Origin of the sequence: Anaerococcus obesiensis, assembly GCF_016599815.1 — a bacterium.
Classification (GTDB): domain Bacteria; phylum Bacillota; class Clostridia; order Tissierellales; family Peptoniphilaceae; genus Anaerococcus; species Anaerococcus vaginalis.
The window spans coordinates 506,517-529,714 of the sequence record NZ_CP067016.1; the positions used below are offsets into that span (position 1 = coordinate 506,517).

General features: G+C 29.7%; 24 protein-coding genes. 9 read left to right on the forward strand and 15 right to left on the reverse strand.

Features of this window, described 5'->3' with window-relative positions:
- Position 1 precedes the first annotated feature (1 nt).
- From I6H46_RS02545 to I6H46_RS02555, 3 genes are read left to right on the forward strand one after another with little or no spacing between them, the layout of a single operon-like run.
- Positions 2 to 808 (forward strand): PTS mannose/fructose/sorbose/N-acetylgalactosamine transporter subunit IIC, encoded by an 807-nt coding sequence (locus I6H46_RS02545; protein ID WP_019118793.1) that lies wholly within the window; start codon positions 2 to 4, stop codon positions 806 to 808.
- Complete coding sequence (locus I6H46_RS02550; RefSeq protein WP_019118794.1) at positions 798 to 1,793, forward strand: PTS system mannose/fructose/sorbose family transporter subunit IID; 996 nt, start codon at positions 798 to 800, stop codon at positions 1,791 to 1,793. The genes I6H46_RS02545 and I6H46_RS02550 overlap by 11 nt, the downstream gene beginning before the upstream one ends.
- Entirely contained in the window at positions 1,793 to 2,218 is a 426-nt protein-coding gene (locus I6H46_RS02555; RefSeq protein ID WP_019118795.1) for a PTS sugar transporter subunit IIA, read from the forward strand. The genes I6H46_RS02550 and I6H46_RS02555 overlap by 1 nt, the downstream gene beginning before the upstream one ends.
- A gap of 140 nt (positions 2,219 to 2,358) precedes the next feature.
- On the opposite strand, the gene nagA is transcribed toward I6H46_RS02555, so the two are convergent.
- On the reverse strand, positions 2,359 to 3,486 hold the full coding sequence (gene nagA, locus I6H46_RS02560; RefSeq protein ID WP_019118796.1) for an N-acetylglucosamine-6-phosphate deacetylase: 1,128 nt from the start codon (positions 3,484 to 3,486) through the stop codon (positions 2,359 to 2,361).
- A 225-nt stretch (positions 3,487 to 3,711) separates the two neighbouring features.
- Between nagA and I6H46_RS02565 the strand changes: the two genes are divergently transcribed.
- The 5 genes from I6H46_RS02565 (at position 3,712) to I6H46_RS09695 (ending at position 8,061) form a co-directional block, all read left to right on the forward strand.
- Positions 3,712 to 4,644 carry a metal ABC transporter solute-binding protein, Zn/Mn family gene (locus tag I6H46_RS02565; RefSeq protein WP_019118797.1) on the forward strand — a complete coding sequence of 311 codons (933 nt, stop codon included), beginning with the start codon at positions 3,712 to 3,714 and terminating at the stop codon, positions 4,642 to 4,644.
- Positions 4,637 to 5,320 (forward strand): metal ABC transporter ATP-binding protein, encoded by a 684-nt coding sequence (locus I6H46_RS02570; RefSeq protein WP_019118798.1) that lies wholly within the window; start codon positions 4,637 to 4,639, stop codon positions 5,318 to 5,320. The genes I6H46_RS02565 and I6H46_RS02570 overlap by 8 nt, the downstream gene beginning before the upstream one ends.
- The gene (locus I6H46_RS02575; protein WP_019118799.1) at positions 5,313 to 6,104 is read left to right on the forward strand and encodes a metal ABC transporter permease; all 792 of its coding nucleotides are present in this window, start codon (positions 5,313 to 5,315) and stop codon (positions 6,102 to 6,104) included. Before I6H46_RS02570 ends, I6H46_RS02575 begins: the two co-directional genes overlap by 8 nt.
- 8 nt (positions 6,105 to 6,112) lie before the next feature.
- On the forward strand, positions 6,113 to 6,898 hold the full coding sequence (locus I6H46_RS09690) for a Ku family protein (RefSeq protein WP_234287403.1): 786 nt from the start codon (positions 6,113 to 6,115) through the stop codon (positions 6,896 to 6,898).
- A 77-nt stretch (positions 6,899 to 6,975) separates the two neighbouring features.
- Positions 6,976 to 8,061: a hypothetical protein gene (locus tag I6H46_RS09695; RefSeq protein ID WP_234287404.1), complete on the forward strand. Its 1,086-nt coding sequence runs from the start codon at positions 6,976 to 6,978 to the stop codon at positions 8,059 to 8,061.
- 209 nt (positions 8,062 to 8,270) lie between these two features.
- Here the strand turns inward: I6H46_RS09695 and I6H46_RS02585 are convergent, their stop codons facing one another.
- From I6H46_RS02585 to I6H46_RS02615, 8 genes are all read right to left on the reverse strand, one after another.
- Entirely contained in the window at positions 8,271 to 8,999 is a 729-nt protein-coding gene (locus tag I6H46_RS02585) for a putative ABC transporter permease (RefSeq protein ID WP_200226113.1), read from the reverse strand.
- Between the two features lie 211 nt (positions 9,000 to 9,210).
- On the reverse strand, positions 9,211 to 10,389 hold the full coding sequence (locus I6H46_RS02590) for an iron-containing alcohol dehydrogenase (RefSeq protein ID WP_019118802.1): 1,179 nt from the start codon (positions 10,387 to 10,389) through the stop codon (positions 9,211 to 9,213).
- 5 nt (positions 10,390 to 10,394) lie between these two features.
- A complete protein-coding gene (locus I6H46_RS02595; RefSeq protein WP_019118803.1) occupies positions 10,395 to 11,051 on the reverse strand; it encodes an L-fuculose-phosphate aldolase in 657 nt (218 codons plus the stop codon).
- On the reverse strand, positions 11,051 to 12,490 hold the full coding sequence (locus tag I6H46_RS02600) for an FGGY-family carbohydrate kinase (RefSeq protein ID WP_019118804.1): 1,440 nt from the start codon (positions 12,488 to 12,490) through the stop codon (positions 11,051 to 11,053). The genes I6H46_RS02595 and I6H46_RS02600 overlap by 1 nt, the downstream gene beginning before the upstream one ends.
- Positions 12,491 to 13,468 carry a 2-hydroxyacid dehydrogenase gene (locus I6H46_RS02605; RefSeq protein WP_019118805.1) on the reverse strand — a complete coding sequence of 326 codons (978 nt, stop codon included), beginning with the start codon at positions 13,466 to 13,468 and terminating at the stop codon, positions 12,491 to 12,493.
- A gap of 15 nt (positions 13,469 to 13,483) precedes the next feature.
- Positions 13,484 to 14,650 (reverse strand): S-methyl-5-thioribose kinase, encoded by a 1,167-nt coding sequence (gene mtnK / locus I6H46_RS02610; RefSeq protein WP_026074088.1) that lies wholly within the window; start codon positions 14,648 to 14,650, stop codon positions 13,484 to 13,486.
- A gap of 14 nt (positions 14,651 to 14,664) precedes the next feature.
- Positions 14,665 to 14,937, reverse strand: a complete 273-nt coding sequence (locus tag I6H46_RS09700) for a Na+/H+ antiporter NhaC family protein (protein WP_325100619.1) — start codon at positions 14,935 to 14,937, stop codon at positions 14,665 to 14,667.
- A 27-nt stretch (positions 14,938 to 14,964) separates the two neighbouring features.
- Positions 14,965 to 15,984, reverse strand: a complete 1,020-nt coding sequence (locus tag I6H46_RS02615) for a Na+/H+ antiporter NhaC family protein (protein ID WP_234287405.1) — start codon at positions 15,982 to 15,984, stop codon at positions 14,965 to 14,967.
- Positions 15,985 to 16,178: 194 nt separating this feature from the next.
- Here I6H46_RS02615 and I6H46_RS02620 point away from each other — a divergent pair, with 194 nt between their 5' ends.
- On the forward strand, positions 16,179 to 16,946 hold the full coding sequence (locus I6H46_RS02620; protein ID WP_019118808.1) for a DeoR/GlpR family DNA-binding transcription regulator: 768 nt from the start codon (positions 16,179 to 16,181) through the stop codon (positions 16,944 to 16,946).
- Between the two features lie 89 nt (positions 16,947 to 17,035).
- Here I6H46_RS02620 and I6H46_RS02625 read toward each other — a convergent pair whose 3' ends face one another.
- The 6 genes from I6H46_RS02625 to I6H46_RS02650 form a co-directional block, all read right to left on the reverse strand.
- On the reverse strand, positions 17,036 to 18,091 hold the full coding sequence (locus I6H46_RS02625; RefSeq protein ID WP_019118809.1) for a s-methyl-5-thioribose-1-phosphate isomerase: 1,056 nt from the start codon (positions 18,089 to 18,091) through the stop codon (positions 17,036 to 17,038).
- A 96-nt stretch (positions 18,092 to 18,187) separates the two neighbouring features.
- Complete coding sequence (locus I6H46_RS02630) at positions 18,188 to 18,844, reverse strand: MgtC/SapB family protein (protein WP_019118810.1); 657 nt, start codon at positions 18,842 to 18,844, stop codon at positions 18,188 to 18,190.
- Positions 18,845 to 18,854: 10 nt separating this feature from the next.
- Positions 18,855 to 20,201, reverse strand: coding sequence for an alanine/glycine:cation symporter family protein (locus I6H46_RS02635; RefSeq protein WP_004839557.1), 1,347 nt, complete (start codon positions 20,199 to 20,201; stop codon positions 18,855 to 18,857).
- Between the two features lie 13 nt (positions 20,202 to 20,214).
- A complete protein-coding gene (locus tag I6H46_RS02640) occupies positions 20,215 to 20,931 on the reverse strand; it encodes a glycerophosphodiester phosphodiesterase (protein WP_200226115.1) in 717 nt (238 codons plus the stop codon).
- Between the two features lie 197 nt (positions 20,932 to 21,128).
- Entirely contained in the window at positions 21,129 to 22,463 is a 1,335-nt protein-coding gene (locus I6H46_RS02645; RefSeq protein ID WP_019118812.1) for a hemolysin family protein, read from the reverse strand.
- A gap of 93 nt (positions 22,464 to 22,556) precedes the next feature.
- Positions 22,557 to 23,198 carry a V-type ATP synthase subunit D gene (locus I6H46_RS02650; protein ID WP_004839560.1) on the reverse strand — a complete coding sequence of 214 codons (642 nt, stop codon included), beginning with the start codon at positions 23,196 to 23,198 and terminating at the stop codon, positions 22,557 to 22,559.

Consider the following 23,198-nt stretch of genomic DNA (forward strand, 5'->3'; position numbering starts at 1 on the left):
TATGAACTTTAATATATTACAAATAATTTTAATTTTTCTAGTTACTTTTGTAGTAGCTATTGACCAATTCTCTTTCCTAGAATCATTATATCAACCTATAATTACAGGTCCTGTTATAGGAGCTATCTTGGGAGATATGCACACAGGACTTATAGTTGGGGCAACTTATCAATTAATGACAATAGGAAATATGCCTGTAGGTGGAGCTCAACCTCCAAATGCAGTTATAGGCGGAATAGTTTCTGTTATTTTTGCCGTAACATCAGGTCTTGAACCTAATGCAGCTGTAGCTGCAGCAATTCCTTTTGCACTTTTAGGTCAATACGGTGTTACAATTATATTTACTTTGATGAGTCCAGTTATGGCAAAAGCTGATCAATATGCAAAAGATGCAGACCCTAAAGGAATCGAAAAAATCAATTATTTCGCAATGATTCTTTTGGGAAGTATTTTTGGTATTATAGTAGTTTTATTCTTTATAGCAGGATCTTCATTCGGTGCTAAACTTGCAGCTATGATTCCAGAAACTCTAATGCACGGTCTTGGAGTTGCTGGTGGTATGATGAAATTTGTAGGTTTTGCAGTTTTATTAAGACTTATGGTTTCAAGAGATCTTTGGGGATTTTTCTTTATCGGATTTGCCCTTGCAGTTATAGTAATGGCTAACGAATCCCTATCTGGTTCAGCTCTATTGATAATTTCATTAATAGGATTTGCACTTGCTTTCTGGGATTACCAAGTTCATGTAGGATTAAAAAATGTAAGTGCATCTGCAAATTTTGAAGGAGGAGAAGAAGATGGAATATAATGATATGAATTCTTATAAAGATACCAATCCTAGTCAAAAACTAGATCAAAAAACATTAAATAAGATGGTATGGAGATCATTATTTCTTCAAGCATCTTTTAACTACGAAAGAATGCAAGCTGGTGGATGGTTATATTCAATCTTGCCAGGTCTTGAAAAAATTCACACAAATAAGGATGACCTTTCTAAATCAATGGCTCACAACCTAGAATTTTTTAATACCCATCCTTTCCTTATAACATTTGTTATGGGAATTATCCTTTCACTAGAAGAAAATAAAGTTGAAATCCCTACAATAAGAGCCGTAAGAGTTGCAGCCATGGGACCTTTGGGAGGAATAGGAGATGCCTTATTCTGGTTTACCCTTGTACCAATCGTTGCAGGTATTTCTTCAAACATGGCCTTGCAGGGCTCAATTGCAGGTCCTATACTTTTCTTTGTAGTATTTAATATATGCCAATTTGCTATAAGATTTTGGTTGATGAATTGGTCATATAGGATGGGCGAATCTGCCATTGATGTTTTGACGCAAAACGCTAAAGAATTTACTAGAGCAGCATCAATTCTTGGAGTATTGGTTGTAGGAGCTTTAGTAAGCGTATATGGAGATACATCAATAGCACTTGAAGTAGATAATGGTACAACAAATGCACCTGTTCTAGTAGATACAGTTGTTAATAACGATGAGTTATCAGAATATGACGAATTATTATATAAAGACAAAGACAAAAAAGAATTAAACGATGGAGCAGTTATAAGAGATTTAGGAAATGGAAAATCTGAAATCGAATTTAACACTTACGAAGAACAACCTGTTAAAGTTAAAATTCAAGAAGTTTTAGATGGAATAATTCCAGATCTTGTACCTCTAGCTATAACTTTGTTGCTATTTTTCTTATTGACAAAGAAAAAATGGACTCCAATTAAATGTATTGCCTTCTTATTAATCCTCGGTGTAGCTGGTGCCTATATTGGAGTATTTTAATGGCTAATGCAGTTATAGCAACAAGTCATGCATCTCTTGCCAGCGGAGTTTATTCCGCTGTTAAGATGATTGCAGGAGAATTTGAAAATTTAAAAATACAAGAATTTAAAGAAAATGATAATCTTGATGAATTTGACCAAAAATTAAAAGAAAATTACAAATCATTAAAAGATTATGAGAATGTTATAGTTCTTGCCGATCTTGCAGGAGGAACGCCATTTAATAGAGCCGTAATGACTTTGGGAGATCTTCCAAACGTAAGAGTTATAGCAGGTTTAAATTTTGCAAGCCTTTATCAAGCTTTAAATTCTTCTGGAAATCTTGATGAAAGCGTTGAAGAAATAATTAATATCGGAAAAGAATCAGTAATACAATACAAAAACGAAAACGAAATTGAAGACGATAATTTTGAAGATGGAATATAAAAATTACATCAACTTTAATTAATAATTTAAAACCTAGTTCAAATATTGTATTAAAATTTTAATAAGCTCGTAAATTTATTTAAATATTTTCAAAAAAACAGGTGTTAGCATTTATTTTGCTAACACCTGTTTTTGATAATTTATTTTTGGTATTTTTTCTCCCCATTTAGATAGGTTGCTTTTAAATTTAAATCGTAATCTAATAATATAAAATCTGCATCGTAGCCTTGTTTTATTTTTCCGCATACATTATCTATTCCTACGGATTTTGCTGGGACTAATGATGCCATTTGTACTGCTTCAAATACATCTACTATATCCCAATTTACTACATTTTGAACAGCTTCTTTTAATTTTAAAATTGAGCCTGCTAATGATCCTGATTCTAATCTTGCTGTTCCATTTTCTACTTTTACTGGAAATTCTCCCAATTTATATGATCCTTCTGGCATTCCTCCTGCCATCATACAATCTGTTATTAGGGCAATTTTGTCATAGCCTTTTTTATTTATCAAAATTTCTGCAGCAGCTGGATTTACGTGATGACCATCACAAATTAATTCTGATATTGCATCTGAATTCATAGCTGCTCCTACCATACCAGGATTTCTGTGATGAAGTCCGCTCATTCCATTAAAAGTGTGGACAAAAATATTTGCTCCATCTTCTACAGCTTTTATTGCCTCATCATAAGAGGCATCGGAGTGGCCTAGGGCAACATAAACTCCCATGGCATTTGCTTTTTTTATAAATTCTTGTGATCCGGCTCTTTCTGGAGCTATGGCAATTTTATTTACAAGTCCATCTGATAATTCTTTCCATTTTTTCAATTTTTCTATATCAGGATCGGACATATATTTTTCATTTTGAGCGCCCTTATATTTTTCTGTAAAAAATGGACCTTCCAAAAATATTCCCCTAACTTTTGCACCCTTTACATCCTTATATTCTTCTCCCACAACTTTTACAGCTTCATTTAATCTTTCAGTTGAATCTGTAAGAGTTGTTGGCAAAAATGATGTAACACCTGTTTCAAGCAAGCCTTGTGAAATTATATCCAAAGCTCCTTTTTTGGCATTCATTATATCCTCATTTTTGTAGCCGTGAATGTGGGTATCCACAAGTCCTGGAGCCAAAATTCCTTCCAAATAAGTAAAATTTTCTGGCTCATTTTTGGAAAGTGATTTTACCTTTCCATCTTCCACTTCTACAAATAAATCTTTTTCAATTTTGTCTTCTAGTATTACGTAATCTGCTTTGTAAATCATAAATTCTCCTTTTCTTTTCTACTTTTACAATACCGAAATGAATAATTTTTTCAATTTATATTTTTGATAAATTTTATAATAATCTCTACAAATCTTAAAAAAATCTTTGGATAGAATAATTTATAAAATCTTTAATTTTATCTTGCAAATCATTTGCATTTATTTTTTTTCTGTAGTAGAATTAAAAATATTATAATGCGAATCATTTGCAATAAAGGAGATTATATGAAACACAAAAAAACAAATTTATTGGCGGTTTTTTTAATTTTTGGATTTATTTTTTTATTTGGGGGATGTCAAAAAGAAAATATTTCAAAAAAAGAAGATTCTTCTAATAAGAAATTAATTTATACAAGCTTTTTTCCTGTGGAGGAGCTTACAAAAAGAATTGTTGGCGATAAATTTATTGTCAAATCTATTATTGATAAAAGCCAAGAGCCTCATTCTTTTGAGCTAAAAACTGACGATATTAAAAATATTATCAAGGCTGATTTGGTAATTTATAACGGAGCTTCTATGGAAACTTTCATTGATGATTTAAAAAATTCTTCTGATAATAAGGAAAAATTTGTTGATCTTTCTAAAAATTTAACTTTACTTTCTTCAGCAAAGGATGGAAAAGTTTCAAAGGATAAGGTAAATCCTCACACTTGGCTTTCTATAAAAAATGCCATGACTGAGCTTGAGGATATTTATGAAAAAGTTGTTGAAATTGATCCTAAAAACAAGAATTTCTACAAGAAAAATCTTGATGAAAATATTGCAAAATTCAAGCAATTAGACAAAAAATTTGCTGATGAGCTTAAAAATGTTGATGAGAATAAAAGATATTTTGTTGTTTCTCATGCCGCTTTTAATTATTTGGCTGATGATTATAATTTAAAACAAGTTGCAGTTACAGGAATATCTCCTGAGGATGAGCCATCTGCTAAACAACTTAAAACTATAGCTGATTTTGTGAAAAAACATGATATTTCTACAATATTTTTTGAAGGAAAGGCTACCCCAAAAGTTGCTGAAACTTTGGCAAAATCTACGAATACAAAAACTTCAACTTTATATACTATGGAAAATTTGACTAAAGAGGAAGCTGAAATGGGTTATTTGAAATTGATGGAAAAAAATTTGGAAGCCTTGAAAGAGTCTTTTTATGAGTAAGTTTGCAATAGAGATTAAAAATTTAAGTTTTTCTTATGAAAATGAAATTATTTTGGAAAATTTATCTATGCAGGTTGAAAAAGGAAAATTCGCCTTGATAATTGGTGAAAATGGTGCTGGAAAAACAACTCTTATTCGTTTAATTTTAAATCAATTAAAGGATTATAGGGGAGAGATTAAAATTTTTTCTGATTTGATAGAAAAGTCTAATCATTACAAAGATTTAGCTTACATTTCTCAAACTTCTGTTCAATCTTATAAACTTTTTCCAACGAATGTTAAGGAAGTTATTCAAAACCACATAAAATTTTTGAATAAATCTTACGATATTGATAAGCTCTTGAAAGATTTTGATTTGCTTGATGTGAAAAATCATGCTCTTTGTGATTTGTCTGGAGGACAAATCCAACGACTGGCTTTGATTTTAGCTTTTATAAAAGATGCAAAGCTGCTTATTTTGGATGAGCCTACGGCTGCTATAGATATGAAATTTTCTAGGGATTTTTATGAGCGTTTGAAAAATTTAACAAACAACGGAAAAACTATTTTGATGATTAGCCACGATTATAAACTTGCATCTATTTTTTCTGATGAAGTTTTTCATTTGTCTGATAAGAAAATTAGAAAAATCGACAAAAATAAATTAAAGGAAAGTTTGGGAGATTTTTATGTTTAATATTTTTGAATATGATTTTATGCAAAAGGCATTTGTGGCTGGAGCTTTAATTGCTATTATCCTTCCTTGTATTGGTCAATTAGTTCTGATAAAAAGACTTTCAATGATTGGGGATACTCTATCCCATTCATCTTTAGCAGGTCTTAGCATAGGTCTTGCATTTGGCATAAGCCCAATTCTTTCGGCTATGATTTTTTGTATATTTGCTGCTTTTTCTATAGAAATTATTAGAAATAAATTGAAAAATTACCAAGAAGTTTCAACAGTAATTATACTAGCAGCATCAATTGGAATTGCTGGAATTATGGCTGATTTATCCGCAAGTGCAAATGCTATTTGTTCATATCTTTTTGGCTCAATTGTTACAATTTCTCAAGAAGAATTTTATTTGTTAGTTGGTTTAAGTCTTTGCTTTTTAATAATTTATTTTCATTTTTACAATGATTTTTACCTTTTGCTTTTTGATCCAAATTCTTCTCAAATTTTGGGCCTTAGAGTTAAGCTATTGAATTTTACAATAAGTTTTTTGACAGCGATAGCTGTAGCAATTTCTGCAAAAACAATTGGCTCTTTGATAGTTTCCTCACTTTTGGTTATTCCATCAATTATGGCAATACAAATTTGCAAATCTTACAAAAATAGCTTAATCCTTTCCATAATTTTTTCCTTGGTTTTTGTATTTGCAGGACTTATGCTTTCTTATATTTTTAACCTAAGACCTGGTTCAGTTGTAGTTTTAATAGCGGTATTTAGTTTGATTTTAGTACTTTTAATAAAAAAATAGGAGATTATATGAAAAATAAAAAAATAATTGCCCTTGCTTTGGCAACATCTTTCGTTTTGACTTCATGTTTTAATAAAAATAACGAAAAAATCCAAGACAAAAAAGAAAAAAAAGCAAGCGTAAAAACAGAACAAAAAATAAAAGAAGACAATACTACAGAAGTTTTAGTCGATTCAGAAATTAAAAAAGATGACATAGTCAAAGTTGTAAAACACGGAGACCATTGGCATATTTTTACAAAAGACGGCAAAGAACACATCTCTTACAAAGATCCAAAAGATTTTGGAAAAGATGGAGGAGTTGATCTTATAGATGTAGTTGATACAAACAAATTAAAAAACAAAAATGTTATTGCCATAAAAAAACATGGCGATCATTGGCACGTTTATACAAAAGATGGTGGCGAATATTTAACATACGAAAATCCATCAGGGCTTTTCCCAAATATAAAAATTGGAACATACACAGGAAACCATAGCACAAATCCTACAAGTCAAGCAAAAAACAAAACAAGCAATTCGCAAAAACTATCGGGAGATAAGGTTGTAAAAATATTACAACACGGCGACCATTGGCATATCTATACAGCAAATGGAAATGAATATATTTCATATTCAAATCCAAGCACTTCATATCCACATATAAAAATTGGAATATATACTGGAAATCATTCAAATCAAAATACCAAAACAAATAAAAAACTTGCAAACTCAAACAATAATGTAAAAATAATAGAAAAAGCAAAGAAAATAATAAAGTTAATAATTCATCAAATAAAGAAAAACAAAGATTAGAAAAGATAAAAAATTTAAAATTAATTCCAATCTTAGGAAAGGGAACTATAAACAGGTATGACATAGTAAAAATTCTTGTGCACAATGACCACTACCACGTTTATGATTCAAAAAATAGAGAAGCAATAACCTACACAAATCCAAAAGATTTATTCCCTAAGGCATACTTTGGCGAATATGGAAATAAAAATCATACAGAAAACAAAAAACCAGAAAAAAATAATCCTGAAGTTAAGCCACCAAAAGATGAAAATAAAGATGGAAAATGGCCAAAAGGAATTACCAAAATAATTGACCACAAAGACCACTGGCATTTGTACAGAGGCGATGAAGAAGTTGGGGTAGTAAAAGAAAATCCAAGACATATTTATCCAGACGCAGAATATATAGTAGAAAAAAACGAAAGCGATGATATTGCCGTATCAGACGATGAAATTTTCGAATATAAAGATATAAGAGCCGAATTAATAGAAGGAGTAATTCCATACCTTGAAGGCGACCTATCAAAATTTACACATTTTGGAAATCTTCCAGAAAATGAAGCAGTATATGGGTCAAACGGAATAAGAGAAAATATATTTTATTGGTACCATCAAAACCATTATCATGCAAAAACAATCAAACAAATCATCCAAATGCAAAAAGATAAAAAATTTGGTCCATACACAGCCAAAGACGTTGTAAAAACAATAAAATACAAAATAGAAAACCCAAACACAAACCTAGAATACAAATCAAAAATAAAAATCGAAGATATAAAAGAATTCTTGAAAAACCACTATAAAGTAGACTCATCAGATATTTTAAATATAGGAGATTCAATGGTTCAAGTATTCATACAAGATCAAACCCTAAACTTCTATACAAGAGATTTTGAAATGAAAAATGGAAAAATTACCTACAAAAAAGATTTACCAAAAGTTTCAATCAAAAAAGAAACAATAGAAGAAGAAAATGAAACAAAAGAAATTACCGAAAATAAAAAAATAGAAAATATTGAAAAAAAAGAAAATAGCAAAAAAGAAAATAACAACAACGATAAGTCAAATACCCAAGAAAACAAAAAGGAAAAAGACCAAACAAATACAAAACAAGTAAAGGAGATAAATCCAACAGAAGAAATAAAAAAAGAAAATCCAACCAGTAGCGAAAATAACCATTAAAATTCATAGCTATGACCTATAAGATGCCCTCTTTCTGGCAAATCCATCAAAGAGGGCAGACATTTATCAAGATAGCTAGTTTTTATTAACTATAAAAAATCATATAAATTTAATTTTTCCTAATCAACATTGAAAAGAAATAAAAAACAGGCTGATCTTAGCTTACTCCCAAATTATATGGGATAGGTCAAATCCACCTGTTTTTTCATTTATTTTTTAATTTTTTCTATCCTTTCGATTTTTTCGATTTCTTCAATTATCTTACTTGCTATCTTATTTCTTGATTCACTCATCCTAAAGGAAACAACCCTTCTTAGAGCTTTTGGACTGTACATTTTTTTCTTTCTGTAATAATTATCAACTCTTTGAGTCATTTTTTCTTGGAATTCTTCCTCAATTTCATCAAGTTGTTTTTGGAAATTCGTCAAGTTTACAACAGTAAGAGTTAAATCCGATGAATGTATTCCAATCAAAATAAAAGGCAAAATTATTACAAAAATTTCTGGCAAAAGCAAGTACAAATTCTCTGCCATAGGAATCAAATAATTCATAACCAAAATTCCAGCAAGACCAAAACCAACAGAAGTTGGCACAGAAGTTCTTCCATTTAAATTCAAAGGCACATCCGTATAATCCCACCATCTTGCATGGAATAATTTCTCAAGAATATATGAAGTGGGATATTCCAAAATCATGGAAACCACAAATCCCACAACTAAAATTTGAAGCGAAGAAAGTCTTTCCAAGACTCCACCATTTACCAAATCATAAGCAAAAAGAGCAAAAATCGAACCAAAACCATAAATCGGACAAAGAGGTCCATACAAAAAACCCCTATTTTGCCATTTTTGATTTTGAGCCGTACAATAAATACTTTCCCAAACCCAACCCAAAAGGGCAAAGAAAAAATAAAAAACTATATACCTATTAATTACCATAAACCACCTATCCCTAATTTCTAAATCTTTTACTAATATTATAAGCGATTTAGCAAAAAAAATAAAACGAAAGAAATTGTTTGAAATATAGTTTATAGTTTAGCCTATTGATTACATATAGTTTAATTTGATTTTTTTAATATTTTTCCTAACAAAAATTGCCAGCTCTTTTCTCGATTAATAATACCCAAAAGAGCTGGCAATTCATTCTTTATAACCTATTTTCGCTTGCGATTTTATAAATTTCTCTTATATCATCTTCATTTAAAGAATAAAATCCACTTGTTTTTCCCCCATTTAAATTATTCAACTTTACTAATTCGTCAATATCGTAATCACAAATTCCTAGCTGAACAAAATTTAATGGCATTTTGATTTCTTCTAAAAAGTCTTCAAATTTTTCAATTCCCATCATAGCCGTTTCAATAGGTTTGTCATTATTTATTTCTATATCGAAAACTCTATTTGCAAATTGAGCAAATCTTTCAGCTTTATGTTTTTTCGCAACATATCTCATCCATGCTGGAAATATAACAGCCATTCCTGCACCGTGATTGCAATTATATTTTGCTGATAAAACATGTTCTAAATGATGTGAATTCCAATCTTGTTCTCTATCACAACCTATTATATTATTATGGGCTAAACTTCCTGCCCACATAATATTTTTTCTAGATTCTACATCATCTTTACAAAAAACTGCTTTCTTGCCTTCTTTTATTACTGATTTAATTATAGATTCAAGTAGCCTATCTGTTAAGTCTACATTTTCTGTGTTTGTAAAATATCTTTCTAGGCAATGTGCTATTATATCAGTAATTCCACAAGCTGTTTGATAGCTTGTCAAAGTCATAGTTAATTCTGGATTCATTATAGCAAAAACTGGTCTTATTAGATCACTTTCTATTGCCATTTTCTCTAAAGTGTCATTATTTGTTAAGATAGCATTTGGTGAACTTTCACTTCCTGATGATGCTATAGTTAAAATCACACCAATTTCAACAGCTTTCTCTATTTCTTTACCTAAATAAAAATCCCAAACATCCCCATTACAACATAATCCTACAGCAACAGATTTTGCAAGATCAATCGCACTTCCGCCTCCAACAGCTAATATAAAATCTACGTCATTCTTTCTTGCAAGATCTATACATTCATAAGCCATATCTGTAGTAGGATTTGTTTTTACTCCACTATATTCTACATATGAAATCATATTTTCATCTAAAATTTTCTCAACTGTGTCTATCAATCCACTTTTTTTAGAAGAGGAGCTGTAAATTATTAATATATTTTTATTTTTAAGTTTTTTTAGCTCTTCGCCTAATTTATTATGTGAATCTAGACCAAAAATATATTTTGTAGGGCTATAATACGTAAATGAATTCATTCTTATTAATCCTTCTTTTGTGCTTGACCGTAACTTTTAAATCCCTCAGCTACTTCTTCCATCTCTTCATCTGTTAATAGAACAGGTTTTCCAACACTCATCGCTCTATATTGGATTTCTGCAATATATTCCATTTCTTTGGCAAGTCCATAAGCTGATTTTAAGTTTTTACCGCAAACAACTAAGCCATGATTTGCGAGTAAAACAGCATTTGAATCTCCCGAAGCCTCAACTGCCGCTTTAGCTAATTTTTCTGTTCCATATCTTTCATACCTAGCACATGGTACTTCAAAAGCATTAGCATCTGCTATAACGTAATGAACTGGATATATAGGCATTCTTAAAGATGAAAAAGTTGTACAATAAACAGAATGAGTGTGTACAACAGCTCTTGCTTCAGGTTTATTTTTGTAAAATAGTGTGTGTAAATGCCATTCACTTGATGGCTTTTTGTCACCTTCTACAATTTCTCCTTCTAAATTCATAACAACTATATCCTCAGGTTTTGTCTTTAAGTAATCAACACCTGAAGGTGTTATAAAAACTAATCCTTTTTCAGCATCATATATACTAAGATTGCCACTCGTTCCAGAACTAAGACCTTCTTTACTCATTATTTTCCCATATTCAACCAGTTCTTCTCTTTCTTTATTATAATTCATTATTTAACTCCTTTTATTACATAAATATTATTAGATTTCCATTTATTATAGTAGTCTATTATCAAGCCATTTTCAACGGGTTTGTAATTTGTTTTTTGTTCATTTATTATATAAGATTTATCATCTTCAAAGTATCTATTACATATTCTAAGTAAACCAAATAATGTAGAATTATTATAATTTTTAGTTAATATCAACTCTTTATTACTAAGTGAAGCTACCATTTTGCACAAAGTATCTGATTTAAATCCGTTGCCCATTCCTATAATTTTACAATATGATTTCTTTTTCAACTTCTCTAGTTTTCTTATTTTTGTATATATAGAACAAGCAATATCCGCTAAAATCGACCATGCATAATCAAAACTATCAGCCGATGAATCTACAGGTGTTTTTATTATAAATGTTCCTGACTTTTTTTGAAGATATTTTGGTTTTGAACAAGAAGTCAATAACGAGATAACTTTTACTTCGTCAATTTTAGAATAATCTTCCTCCATTTGTTCATACGATATATCTTTCATAAAAGCATCTTTAAAATTTTGATAATTTAAGCCTGTTATGCCAGGATTCATTTCTAATATATATCCATCTCCTCTTAAATATGAATTTATCCACAATTCATCATCAACAATATTATCTATCTTTTTTTCATATGCAATTACTGGACTTGTTGTTCCTGATACAATTAATAAAGAATCTATATAATTGTTGTAATTTTCCATAGCAACCTGTGTATCAGCTCCACCTACTATAAATACCGAAGATTCTAATTGTTTATACTTTTTAACCCAGTTATTTGAAATTTTACCTAGCTTTTCGCCAGATTTTACAATCTTAGGAAATGTTAAGGACTCAATCCCTAATTTTTGTGCTAATTTGTTAGAATATTTTAAATCATTTATATCGTACAATTGAGTATCTGTTGCTTGACTTGGCTCAATTGATAAAACTCCAGTAAATTCGTAACCAATCCATTCACTAACGCTTGTAAAGCTAAATACTTTTTGAAATTCTTTTTTATAAATTTCTTTATATGCCATTATTTTAGCTGCTGGAAAATCTTCAGTAAAATATTTGCCTGTTTTTTTATAAATATTATCCATTTCAAAGTTACTTATATATTTTTTAGCTCTATTATCGATATTTGGAAGTCCTATTATTGCTTTATCTTTGCCAAGTAAAATTATTGATTGCCTTGTACTAGCTGATGACACTGCACTTATTTTTTCGTCAAAATCATATAATAAATTTTTCAATTTAGAATCTAAAATTTTCATATATTCATTAGGACAAAAATAAACAGAATCATCATAGTTTTCATCTACCTTATATTCATTTTTAAACGATATATCCTTAACTATTTTCCCAAAATTATCTATAATTGATAATTTACTATTACCAGTTCCTATATCTATTAGTAAATAATATCTTTTCAATTATAGTATCTCCTTATTGTACACAATTTTTTCCAAATTTTCGTTTTTAAAATATTTTTTTATACTATCATTCAAAATATCAGCTTGGTGATTAGTAACTTGATAAGTTGCTCCTGCTATATGTGGTGTGAGAGTTACATTTTTATTTTTCAAAAATTCTATATCACTTTTTTCTGGCGGTTCTTCTGGAAGTACATCTAATATAACTTCTACATCCTTATCCTCTATTAATTTCATTAGATCATCATTATTTACTACTTTAGATCTTGCACTATTTATTAATACAGATTTTGGCTTTATGTGATCTAATAAATCTTTATCTATCATATTTGTCGTTTCGCTATTTACCGGCAAATGCAAGCTAATTATATCTGAATCTTTGAATATATCTGTTAAATCTTTTTTTATATATTTCCCACATTTTTCAACATATGGATCATAAAAAGAAACTTCAGCTCCAAATACATCTAGCCTTTTTGCAATTTCTCTTCCTACTGCACCAAAGCCTACAAGTCCTACTTTCTTATTTGAAATCTCATCGCCCATCCAGGTATAATAAGGCGTTGTTCCTTCCTTCCATTCACCGTCTTTAACCCAATCTATCGATTTATCTAAATTTCTGTACTTCATTAATAATATTCCGACTACATACTCTGCAACAGCTGTTGAATTTCTTCCTGGAGTACATAATATAGGTATGTTATGCTTGCTACAAGCTGATACATCTATATTAGCTGGATTTGATCTACAATCTCCAATTATTTTTAAACCATTATAGCCTGTCAAAACTTTTTCAGTAATTCTATCAAGTTCTGTAATTAATACATCTGGTTTTTCTGACAAAAGTTTTTCCAGCATCTCATCCTCATAAAATCTTTCTCCAGTTTTTGTCCAAGGATCGTACACAAGATCATCAAACATTTCTTCTAATTCTTTTAATCTATTTTCAGGATATGGTGCTCTGACATAAACTTTCACAGTTACCTCCTAAATTTAATTTAATTTTTTTATATAATCAATTAAATATTTTGCGCTTCCTATACTATCTCTATTTTTTATCAAGTATTTACCTATAAGGATAAGTTTTTTATCAATTGCTATTCTTAAATCATTATCTTTTATAGATGTTATCTCTTTAACCTTAGAATCCCCCACATCTCTTCTGATTATTTCAGTTGCAGCATATCCAAAAGAATCTGAAATTATTTCTTTTAAATAGTATTTCTTAAAATACATATTTCTAAAATAATCATTGGTAATATAATTATCATAGGCTCTGTCAAGTTTATCTATCGTTTTATCTATAGTATCTTCTAACAACTGAAATAAACTATCTTTTCTATTATCATTCATTACAAGGCTATTTGCTAAAGCAAATATTATATTACCCCAGACATTTCCTATGTCATATCCTATAGGTCCATAAAAAGCAAATTCAGGATCTATGACTTTAATGCCTTTATCATTTACAAAAATACTTCCTGTATGAAGATCACCATGGATAAGCGCTTGTGAGTTTGTTTGAAATTTATCTTTTAGTTTTAAAACTTCTCCTATCAGTTCTTCATCCTTATAAAGTTCTTTTTCTACAAAACTTTCTAAACCTTCGGTTATTATATTCCTATCCTTATAATTATAATAAGGTTCTGTAAAAACTAAATCTTCAGATATGTCACATAAATCTGGATTAGTATATTTTTTTACATTTTCTTTCTTTTCTTTTCTAGAAATAAAAAGGTCTGTAGTCGGTAATAAAGTTTTAGCCAAAAATTCTGATAAATTATCACTTAAATGTTTATAAATGTTTCCCTTAGATAATTCTTCTCTCAAATTTTTATAAGAAGATATATCTTCCATTATTATCATAGATTTATCTTCATCATAATAATAAACTTCTGGCACTGATCCAGGATAAATCTCATGTTGTGTTTTTAGAATATTATATTCTATTTTGCTCCTATTTATATCTAAAGGACGCCCAGATGACCTTAATAATGTGTCAGATTGTTTTATAACTAATGATTTATTAGTTTTTTTATCTAAAACCTTAAATACATAATTAATGTTTCCATCACCAATTTCTACACATTCTAAAGTAGATTTATCTTTAAAAAATCCTTTTTCTACAACATAATCTATAATTTCTAAGTTATTTAGCAGTTTTTACTCCATAATTATTCACCTTTTTTTGTCACATGTTTAGGGAATCCTATTATAATAAATATTATTCCAAATATTGCTAATAAGATACTATACCAAGAATAAGGTACAACTGATAGGGTGGATATTTTTGCTATTCCTGCAGCTAGAAGTATTTGTCCAGCCCATGGTGTGATACCGTTTCCTATACTTGCGAATAAATCCAAAATACTAGCTGTTCTTGCTGGATCAACTCCAAATTCTTCAGATATATCCTTGGCTATTGGTCCAACAGTTACTATTGCAATAGTATTATTTGTTGTTGCAACATCTACTCAAAATACTAAAAATGCAATTGCAAGTTCTGCTCCACTTCTTCCTTTAACATTTCTAGTTAACCTATGTAATAACCAATCTATTCCACCTAAATATTCCATCAAGGCAACGAGTCCGCCTACCATTACTGCAATCACTGCCATATCTTCCATAGCCATGATTCCTTCACCCAAAACAGAAAAAGATTCAATTATGGTAAATGATCCTTGAGCAACTCCTATAATAAGACCTGACAAAATAGCAGCACCCATGGCTAGCATAACATGAACACCAGCAAGTGATAAGCCTATAACTATAACGTATGGTAATAGTCTAATCAAATCCCACTCCAAATTTTCTGTAGGAATATTGGCAGCACTTGATTTAAAAGTTAAAAGTACTAATGTTACAATTATTGCTGGCAACACCATTAAGAAGTTAGCTTTGAACTTATCCTTCATTTGAACTCCTTGAGTTCTAGTTGCTGCTATAGTTGTATCTGAAATAAATGATAAGTTATCACCAAACATAGCTGAACCAACAACTGTTCCACACATTAATGGTATTTCTATTCCAGTAGATTGAGCAAGAGCAACACCTATAGGCATTAAAGCTGTTACAGTCCCCATTGATGTTCCCATTGAGAAACTTAAAACACATCCTATTATAAATACACCTGGCAATATCATGCTTTGAGGTAACATACTTAATCCTAAATTTGTAACAGATTTTACTGCTCCCATCTTGTCAGCAACTAAATAAAACATTCCTGCTTCTAAAAATATAACAAACATTAAAATTAATGTGTCATCGCCTCCGCCTTTACAAAACATAGTCACTAAGTCGTCAAAACTCAATTCTTTTTTTGGTTTTTTCAAAGCGAAAATAAAAGCAAAGATGCAAGCAATCAAAATCCCAACATTTAATGGTAGTGAACTAGCGCTACCGGTTACAATTGTTATCATTACATACAGGGCTATGAATATCAACAATGGTATTAGCCCTAAGAAACTACCTTTTTTCTCAACATCTCTCTTCATAATAACCTCCTCTTTCAAAACGTTTTCTTTGATCGGTTTTATAATATCACATTTTTTGACCGATGTAAACACTATCCCACATTATTTTTGTGTTTTTGTTGATTTTATATTCTTCTTTTTTTATGTTACAATGATATTAATATTATTTAGTAACAATTTTTATTGTTTTACAACTTAAAGAGAATGGACATAATATGTTGAAATTTGAAAGACAAAATAAAATTTTAGAACTATTAAACGAGAACGATAGCCTGCTTGTAACAGAGATGAGCAAAATTTTCAAATGCTCTGATGAAACAATTAGAAGAGATTTAAAAGAACTTGATAAGGCAAAATTATTGACTAGAACTCATGGTGGCGCTTTTATGGCTAGAAAAAATGATAAGACTTATCCTACCAAGATAAGAAATATCTTATTATTAAACGAAAAAACCAGACTATCAGAAAAAGTCATTGATTTTATCAACGAAAATGATTTGATTTTTTTGGATTCTAGCACAACTTGTTATCAATTAGCAAAACATATTATTTCTAATAAAATGAATGTTACAATAGCTACAAATTCAATACTAATAGCTAATCTTTGTACTGAAACAAAAAATAATATTGAATTAATAATGCTAGGTGGTCATTTAAGAAATAATAATATGTCGACTGTTGGAATGGAAGGCCTTGAACAGATCAAAAATTACTATGCTGACAAATGTATTATTTCCCCTCCAAAATTAAATATTGAGCTAGGAATTTTTGATAATAATAATTATGAAGCTAGCATCAGAAAGGCTATGATAGATAATTCTTCTTATAAAATCTTAATGGTAGACCATACAAAGTTATCTGATTTTACAAATTATAAAATTTGTGATACTGATTTTGTTGATTTATTAATAACTAATAAAAGTCTTGATGAAAAAAACAAAAATATTCTTGATAAAAAAAATATAGAATATGTTAAAGCTTAGTTCTTATTTCAAATATAGATTTGACTACAAAAAAATCGTGTCTGTAAGTTAATTTTACAGACACGATTTTTAATTTTTTATATATTAACTTAATAAAAATTTATTTCACCTTTATTTTCAAAATATTTACATAAATCTTTAGGATTATATGCACCTACATCGGTTACTATTTTATCCACTAAATTTGATGGCGTTTTGTCAAAAGATGGATATATCGCCTTGACTTTATTTCCTGCATGTTTTATTCCATTACAAATCAATACCTCTTCTGGATCTTTCATCTCAATTTTTACGTCATCTAATTTTTTCATTCCTTTGTCAGGTATTCCTGTCACAAAATATTTAACGTCATATAATTTGGCTAACTGTGCAATTTGTAATGTTCCTATTTTATTTACAACTCCACCATCTTCTGTTATACAATCAGCAGCTGATGTAAATATATCTATTAATTTATTTTCCATAGCATAAGCTATCATATTATCTGTGAGAATTGTTGTATCAAATCCTTCTTCTGAGAAACAAGATGCTGTTAAGCGAGCTCCCTGTAAAAATGGTCTTGTTTCTGCACAATAAATTTTTATTTTCTTATTAGATTTTTTTAATAATGATATTAAAGCTCCTATTATTGTTTCTCCATAACATTGCGTTAATATACTTGAGTTTTCTGGAATTAAATCTATAAGATTTTTCCCAACTTCTATCATTGTTTTATAACGTCTATTTATAGATTTTATATTATCTTCCATTATCAATTTTACTGGATCTTTATCATTATCAATTGCATCAACAGCTATTTTATAACATCTAGTAGTTATTTTGCTATATCTTTCTTTAGTTGTTATCCTTGCATTTCCAAGCTCTATTGATGCCTTTTCAATAAAATTTTTACGTTCTTTTTTATATAAACTTCTTGATTCATAACAAGCAAGAGCCATTCCCATACCTAAAGCTGTATATGGTCCTGCACTTTGGGTAACCATATCTTGAATAGCTTTTACTACATCCTTATATGATTTACATTCAACAAAAATAACCTCTCTTGGATAAACTCTTCTATCTAAAATCCTTACAGTACCATCTTGATACCATGCAACATTTTCATATTTTAGCAAAAAAGGCATGCCTTCATCATATCTTTCCATAATTATCTCCATTATCAATTATTAATCAAGAAAACGTTTAAAATATATTAACACAAAGAAACAAATTTTTCAAACTTTTGAGATTATCTTTGCTTTTTAATCCAAACTAAACTTAAAAACCTTTCTGTTTTCTCTCAAAAAATTTATAATTCCTATTAGTTCATTTTCGTTTTTATTGTGATATTGTACTTCTAATATCAGCTTATCATCTCTATAATTTATGGATTTTTCGCTGAATTTTATATTTTCTTTTTTGAAGTACTTATATATTTTTTCTATGCTCATGGGATTATCTAAAACTATATCTATGGTATAGGGCCTTTTTATAAAACTAAAAATCCCAAATTCTTCTTTTAAAAACAATTGTAAAATTAATATTAATATGCTTGAGCATATTCCTATTATATACATTCCAGCGCCGATGCTCATGGCTATTATTGCTGTAGTCCAAATTCCTGCCGCTGTGGTAAGTCCTGATATATAATCTTTTTTTATAAATATAAGACCTCCGCCGAGAAATCCTATACCTGATACTATTTGTGCTGCAATTCTTTCTGCATCGTAATGGCTTGAATCTGAAAAGCCATATTTTGAAACTATCATTGCAAGGGCTGCTCCCAAAGCTACTATTGTATGTGTTCTTATTCCTGCAAATTTTCCTTTAAATTCTCTCTCAAGACCTATTATTACACCAACTAAACAAGCTAAAAATAATCTTAATATTAGTATTTTTATAAATTCTAAGTCTTCCATTTAGTTTTTCCTACTTGTTTTCGAAAAAATCTTTTGTTTGTTTTCTTACTTCTTTTACTAAAACTAATAGGGCAAGGATATTTGGAATTATTACAAGTCCCATGGCTATATCTTGAATTGTCCAAACCATTGTTATTTTTCCTAAACAACCTACTATGCAAAGAAATGGATAAATGAATTTAACTTTGCTTGTAAATTTTTCTCCGTAGGCATAGGTAAATGATTTTGCGGCATTAAACCATTGTCCCATAAGGGTTGTAAAACAAAATATCAATAGTGCAAATATTGCTACATAAGATAGGGGTTTAAATACTGTTCCTATTGCACTAATTGCCATGTTTGATGCTTGTATTGTTTCTCCGTCTATTGGAATTTGAGATACTCCTATTGTTATTGCTGTAAGGGAGCAAATAATTATTGTATCTAAAAATACTTCTGTAACTCCAGTAATTCCTTCTTCTACTGGATGATCTACAATAGCTGTACCGTGGGCAAATGGTGCTGTTCCTTCTCCTGCCTCATTTGAATACATTCCTCTTGCTATACCGTATTGCATAGCTCTTGCTATAACAAGTCCGCCTACACCACCTGCGGCAGCTTTGAAAGAAAATGCTCCATCAAAAATCGCCTTAAAAACTAAAGGAACGTTTTTAATATTTACAATTATAACTAATAAACATAATACAACATAAAGAATAGACATAATAGGTACAAGGCTTGTTGCAACTTTTGCTAATCTTTTAAGTCCCCCAATTGCTATCATAAATAATAAAATTGTCAAAATAATTCCTGTCAATAGATTATTGACTTTAAAATTATCTGCAAGGATTGTAGCAATTGTATTTGATTGAACAAGATTTGCTCCCATCATTTTTATAGTCATCAAAACTGCTATTACAATTCCTAAAGCTGGAGCTTTTAATCCATCTCTTATGTAATACATTGGACCTGATAAGATATTTCCGTCTTCGTCTTCTCCTCTATAAATTTGTGAAAGAACGATTTCTCCGTATTTTAGTGCCATTCCAAAAAATGCAGCAAGCCACATCCAAAATATAGCACCATATCCACCAGCAACAATTGCTGTCGCTACACCAACTACATTTCCTCCACCAATATTTCCAGCTAAAGTTACCATCATAGCTTGAAATGTAGACAAAGAACCTTCTCTTTTTTCAATATTTCTTTCCTTAAAACTTTTTACCAAAGTATTATGAATAATAAATTTAAAATGTCTAACTTGTACAAATCCAGTTGCTATTGAATAAAGTATACCAAGGCCTAACAATACAAATACAAGCCAATTTCCCCACAATATCTTATTAAATTTTTCTAAAAATAGTTCTAAATTCTGCATAAAATCTCCTTATTTATTTTTTTAATAATTCATCAACCCTATCAGGGAAGTCAGTAATAAGACCATCAAAACCCATTTCAACAAAATCTTCCAAATTATAAGAAAGTTTTGAAGAAAGCCACGCATTTACAAAAATTCCTTCATTATGAAGCTTTGAAACAAGATCTTTGTCAACAGTATTTACCAAAGGATGAAAATAAAAAATTCCATTATCTTTTAAATATTTCACAGGATTAGCTAAAACAGATTCTTCCAAAAATCCCAATTTTAAAGTGCTATCGATTTCCTTCATCCTAAGAACAGATTCATGATTAAAAGATGAAATAATTATCCTATCACAAATTTCATATTCTTTCATAAGCTCATATAATTTTTCTTCAATTCCATCGTAAGCAATTAAGCCATTTTTAATTTCTATATTTGTAATAAGATTAGTATCCTTTACAAAATCAAAATATTCTCGAAGAGTAGGAATTTTCTCATCAATTCCGTCATATCCATAGGCTGCATTTAGTTTTTTTAATTCTTCTAAATTTAAATCCTTAACAAAAAGGTCACAGCCACAAGTTCTTAGCAGATTTTCATCGTGTATTATAACCAAATGTCCATCTTTTGATAAATGAACATCAAGTTCAATGCCATCTGCTCCCGCATCTAGAGCTTTTCTAAAAGCAAGCATAGTATTTTCTGGATACTTTGCCTTAAAGCCCCTGTGTGCATAATTTAACATAAAACCTCCTTATAGACGCAAAAAGCCCAGAAACAAATCTGAGCTTTTCTCCATCATATAAAATTACTTTTGTATTATAGCATATTAGTTTTTATTTGACAATACTTTGTTATCAAAAATATAATAACATTATTCAAACACAAAAAATGAACCCATACATAGGACTTCTTAGCTGTATAGGTTCATTTATTTTTATTTTAATCTGAAATTTTTTCAGGATTTTTTATTTTTTTAATTCTTACAATTTTAATTCGAGTTTCTTCAATATATAAAATTTTAAATTCGTAATCTTTGTAGATTACCGCTTTTTCACAGCCTTCATCTGGAATAAAGCCAAGTTTATCGATTATAAAACCACCTACTGTATCGTATTGGTCGTTTTCTTCATCTATATCTAGTCCCAAAAATTCATTTAAATCTTTTATTGATGTCGAACCTTTTACTATATAGGAACCCTTGGTTGAACTTCTAATATCTGGTAGGTCCTTGTCGAATGTATCGTCCATATCTCCAACAATTTCTTCAACCAAATCTTCCATAGTAACAAGTCCCGAAAATCCACCGTACTCATCTATCAAAATCGCCATGTGAGTGTGATCTTTTTGCATTTGAGAAAATAATTTATCAATTTCAATTTTTTCTGGCACAAAAAAGGCTGGTTTTATTAATTTTCTAATATCAACACTTGCAATTCCCACATCAAGTGCCTCTAAGAGATAATCTTTGGTATAAATTATTCCCAAAATATTATCGACTTCTTCATCGTAGACTGGAATTCTTGAATGTTTTAATTTGATAAATTCATCCAAATATTTTCTTTCCCTATCTTTTATATCAATCATAAATACTTCAGGCCTTGCAGTCATTATCTCCTCTGCCCACACGTCGTCAAATTCCATGATCGAATGAATCATTTTTGATTCTAATGGTCTTAAAACTCCTTGGTCTTCTCCAACTTGGACAATGGATTTTATTTGCTCTGCCGTAACTTCTTTTTCAATAGCCTTAGACTCAATTCCAAAAATATTCATAATGATATTTGTAATTTTATTTATAAAACTTACAAAGGGCCTTGTCAAAAACAAAATCAATTTTGCAAATCCTCTTGTCTTTTTAGAAATAGTATAGGGATTTCTAATTCCAATTCTTTGAGGAATCATATTGGCAAAAATTCTTTTTATAACTACAAAAACAATTACCATAAGAATCATTATAAGCATTTGCATAAAATCTGATTCTCTATTTAAAAAATTTTTCAAAGAATCTTTTATATTTAATAAAAGAAAGGCAATTGTAATTATTGACAAAACTCCATCTTGGAAATTTTGACTTTGCATAAGTCTTTGTTGGTCTTGAGATAAAATCAAAACATCTTTAGCTTTACTATCTCCATTTTCTACCATCTCTCTTAATTTTTGATGATTTAGGGAAGTTAAAGATGAAAAAATCATATTAACCAAGGCATTTAATAAAATAAGTGCCAAAACTATTAAAAAAATTATTAAATTCGCGTAGGGTCCTTCCGTATCCATTTGTTTCTCCTTCAAAATTTATTTATTAAAAGGACGCTTAACACGTCCCTTTTATCTTTATTACTAAACTATGAAATTTTCTATTTTCAAGACTTAGGCTTCGGATATAATATCTTTAACTTTCATAAGTCTTGAAATAGTTGCTCTTTCATTTTCTTCTAGCTTAGCTCTAATATATTTTATTGTTTCTTCCAAATCTGGAATTGTCCTATATTCTAGGGCGTTTACCCTTCTTCTTGTTCCTTCAATTTCATCTGCCATAAGTTGAGTTGACTTTTCAAGCTCTGCCAAGGTTAAAAGTTTATCCATAACCTTATTTAATCCTTTTATGGCAAGGTCCAAATCAGCTGATGTTTGGGCAAGACCATAAGGATACATGGAGGCATTTTCGTTTCCTCCCTTGTCAATTTTAAATTCCATTTGAGGAATTCTTACACTCATGACATTTTTTACCTTTATATCTACCCCAATTTTTTGTGTTGGAAAACTTACTGCTTCTTCCAAAAATTCTGGGCTCATAAATGATGATGCCATCAAAAATCCTTTTGATGATTCTTTCAAATCAGCTTCAACTTCTTCACGAAGTCTTTTATTTTCTCTGATTTTTTCAAGAAATTGTCTCATCAGCTCATCTTGTTTGTCTTTTAAAAGTTTATAGCCTCTTTTGGATGTGGCAAGTCTTTTCTTTAGGGTATTTAAATTCATCCTGGTTGGAGTTACATTAAGCCTTGTCAT